The following is a 3,842-nucleotide window of genomic DNA, read 5'->3' as shown; positions in this document are numbered from 1 at the left end:
TCCCTTCGCTGACCGAGGTCAGCGAAGGGAGGCTTCGTCGTATCCGGSTACCGACCGTCAGGTCAGATGCTCAGCACCTGGCCGGGCAGGATCAGGTCGATGTCACCACCGACGACCGCGGCGTTGTTGGTGTAGAGGGTGTTGAGGTTCACGCCGTGRGCGGCGGCGATGGCGTTCAGGGTGTCACCGCTCTTGACGGTGTAGCTGCCACCGGTGCTCTTCTGCACCGGAGCGGCCGRMGCAGCCGGAGCGGTCTTCTCGACGGGCTTGCGCTCGGTGCTGCGCGAGGCCGCCGAGGTGTCGTTCTTCGGCGCGGCCTTGGTGGTCTGGTCCGCCGACTTGGTGGACTTCGCCGGGGCGGCGGCAGCGGAGGTGTCGACCTGGGCCGCGGAGCCGCCCTTGGTCAGGCCGGCCTTGACSGAGCAGACCGGCCAGGCGCCGGGGCCCTGGGAGGCGAGCACCTTCTCCGCGACGGCGATCTGCTGGCCCTTGCTCGCCTGGTCGGCGGAGGCGGCGTACTGGGTRCCGCCGTACGCGGCCCAGGTGCTCGGGGTGAACTGCAGGCCGCCGGAGAACCCGTTGCCCGTGTTGATGTTCCAGTTGCCGGTGCTCTCGCACTGGGCGACGGCGTCCCAGGTCGAGCTGGACGCGGCAGAGGCCGAAGTGGCCGTGACGAGGCCCGCCACCGGGAGAGCGGCCACAGCGCCGCCCATCAGGACCATCCGCAGGCGGTTGCGCTTGGCGGAGGTGGTGGCAGCGGTGGTCTCGTTACGGAAGGTCATRCAGATCCTCTCGGCAAACCCCGGGCGGACARCACGGAGCGGCCCCGCACGGGGGTGTACTCCGAGATGTCGCACGCAGCGGGCGGCTGCTCACGTGTCCGACGCGGACTGCCGCCCCGGTCACCTTCACCGCGTATGCCCGGCCGCCTCGTGGGCGGGGGCCGCGGGTGGTGAACCCGGGTGGTGCGCTGTGCACTGGTTACGAAGCTACGAGCCATCGGGGGCTCCGGACAAGCATTTCGGTGAAAGGGCAGCTCAGGGCGGGGTTACCGAAGGTATGGCCGAGACCGGACCCCCGATTTCAAGGGCCGGGCGGGTCCTGTGGACGATCGTTTTGGGCCCCACTGTGCCCGCCGTCACCCCTCGCGGGTGGTGACGCCGGGCACATTGTCGACCCAGCGCAAGGACCCGGGCACGGAAGGTCGGATTCACGGTGATCACAGCGGCGCCCGCCGTGGCCCCCCTCACAACCCTCTCCCCGAAGCCCGGTCAGCCCGGTCAGCCCGCCGCCGTGCGGCACCGCAGGAACACATCGACACCGCACCTCCAGGCACAGCCCGCAAACACCGGGCGGGGAGAGGGCAGCCGGACCGGGCCCCGCCCACCCGCCCAGCTCGGTCCACCAGAAGCCGAATCGGGTGCCCGGAATGCCATGAGGTCACAGCACGAAACCAGAGCCCGGATGGGCGAGTGCCCTTCCGTCACACCCACCACATCACACAACCACCCGACCCGAAGACAGTCAGAGCGGCCGAGACCGGGGCCAGGCCAAGGCCCGACCGGACCGCTGGGACGGGAGCTGTTGGGGCGGAGCAGCGGAGCGGGTCAGCAGCCACCAAGCACCCGGGACGGCCCCAGCCCCCGGGCGGCCCGGCGAGCCCCCGTCAGCCCCGGCCAGCCGGACCGGCGACCACCCGCCGTCACCGAAACCGGAGCGCCCCGCAGAGCCCCGAGCAGCCCGACCGGGCCCCGGGCACCCGCCCGGATTGGTCTACCAAAGCCCGATCCGAGCGCCCGAAACGCTGACAGGTCACGGAGTGAAGCGGTACCGGAACGGCCCGGACCAGTTCCGTCACACCCACCACATCACGCAACCACCCAGCCCGGAGGCAGCCAGGGCAGACAGCCGGGTGGGCAGAGCGGCCGAACGGGACCGGGCTGGAGGCAGGCGAGCGGATGGGCGAATGGGACGAGCGGACGGGGACAGGCAGGCGAGTGGACTCCCCGCCGAGCCGGGGCAGGGATTCTCACCCAACCTGCGACAGTCCTCACCCAACCCACCACACCAGGCCAGGCAGCCGGGCCGGGCGGACCAGGCCGGGCTTGATCGTCAGTGAGTTTGGGAGCCACCCCTATCGGGTGATGCCTCGTCATGCTTGTTTCGTGTCCCGGGTGTCGTCGCCGGAGCGTGCCGGCGATCGGAAGGTCGGCTGGTCCCGGTCCCCTCGGATTGAGTCCCAGTCAGTCCCGGCCCAGGTGAATCCGGCCTCGTAGCCCGAGAGCCGCGGAGGCCGACCAACTGCCGTGGCGCGTGCCTGATCCCGGCGGGATGTGCGGGAAGGCCCGCTCGCAGCACACTCGCCCCAGTGCTCTGAGTGACTCATCCGTAGTTCTCAGTGAGGATTGGTAATGCCGTACTCACCACTGCTGGTCAAGCCCATGAAGGACGAGCTGACCGAGATCGGCTTCGTCGAGCTGCTGACCGCCGACGACGCCGACCGAGCCATGAAGGACGCCGCCACCGGCACGACCCTGGTGGCCATCAACTCCGTCACCGGCTGCGCGGCCGGCATGGCCCGGCCCGGCGCCCGCCTCGCCCTCGAAGGTGACGCCAAGCGCCCCGACCGGCTACTCACCGTCTTCGACGAGCAGGACATCGAAGCCACCGCCCAGACGCGCTCCTACCTCGCGGACATCCCCCCGTCCCACCCCTCCTTCGCCCTCTTCAAGGACGGCGAACTCGTCTACTTCCTCCCCCGCCACCGCATCGAAGGTGTCGGCCCGGTGGGCCGGGACCAGTCCGCGCGGGTCTGCGACACGTCGGGGTTCCCGTCGATGAGCCACAGCGTGCCTGCCGCCCTGCCATGGCTCAGCACAGTCGGGTGGTTGCACCAGCGACCGGACAGGCTCGGCGAGGCCAACCGGAGCAGCCACCGTCTGCGCGTTCGGACTGCTGTGGCCATCATGGAACTGCGGCGGACGGGCAGGAGGGATACGCGATGGAGCTGTTCCCACCGATGCCGCTCGCCGAGTGGCGGGACACGAAGGAGACGCTGCACCGCTTCACACAGGTGGTGGGCAAGATCCGCCTTGCGGGGAGTGTGCGGCGCAACCACTGGTGGAACGTCCCGTTCCACCTCACCGGACGCGGGATCACCACGCGGCCCATGGGACAGGTCGACGGCAACCCGATCTTCACCATCGACTTCGACTTCGTCGACCACCGGCTGGTCGCCGCGACGGCGGACGGCGGGACGGAGTCCTTCCCACTCCTCGGCCAGTCCGTAGCCTCGTTCTACCGGCAGACCCTTGAGACGCTGGCTGCGTTGGGCATCCGGGTGGAGATCCCGAATCCCCGGCCCTACCGGCTGGCGGACTCCGACCGGCCGTTCGCCGAGGACTTCGAGCACGCGGCCTACGATCCCGCCTGGGCCAATCGCTACTGGCAGCTGCTCAGCCAGGTCGGGCTGGTGCTGGAGGAGTCCGCGGCGCGCTTCTCGGGCAAGGTCAGCCCCGTCCACCTCTTCTGGCACTCACTCGACATCGCCCACACCCGGTTCGCCGGACGCGCCGTCGACCAGCCACCGCAGGTGGACCCGGTGACCCGCGAGGCGTACTCCCGGGAGCTGATCAGCTTCGGCTTCTGGTTCGGGGACGCCGACCTGGGCGAACCGGCCTTCTACTCCTACACGACTCCCCGACCAGGGCGATCTGGAACCGCCTTCACTACGGATTAGAGCTGGGACAGCCCCGTCCCAGGCGGGGCGGAACCGGCCGCCGACCGCGCCAGGCGCAGCGGCACGGCAGGCTCCACCGGGCGCAGCTGCAGCGCCCCGGCCG

The 3,842-nt window shown here is 70.3% G+C and carries 1 protein-coding gene and 2 pseudogenes; 2 read left to right on the top strand and 1 reads right to left on the bottom strand.

Going from position 1 to position 3,842, the window contains the following annotated elements; all coding sequences use genetic code 11:
* Window positions 1–62: 62 nt before the first annotated feature.
* Entirely contained in the window at window positions 63–782 is a 720-nt protein-coding gene (locus tag ACXJMZ_RS37020) for a transglycosylase family protein (RefSeq protein ID WP_457034386.1), read from the bottom strand.
* A gap of 1,629 nt (window positions 783–2,411) precedes the next feature.
* Between ACXJMZ_RS37020 and ACXJMZ_RS37015 the strand changes: the two are divergent.
* Both ACXJMZ_RS37015 and ACXJMZ_RS37010 read left to right on the top strand, forming a co-directional pair.
* Window positions 2,412–2,720, top strand: a pseudogene (locus ACXJMZ_RS37015) (BrxA/BrxB family bacilliredoxin); the annotation flags it as partial.
* 281 nt (window positions 2,721–3,001) lie between these two features.
* Window positions 3,002–3,706: pseudogene (locus ACXJMZ_RS37010) on the top strand (DUF5996 family protein); the annotation flags it as partial.
* Between the last annotated feature and the right edge of the window lie 136 nt (window positions 3,707–3,842).

The organism is Kitasatospora sp. P5_F3 (genome assembly GCF_054049135.1).
This window is presented reverse-complemented; position numbering and strand designations above follow the sequence as displayed.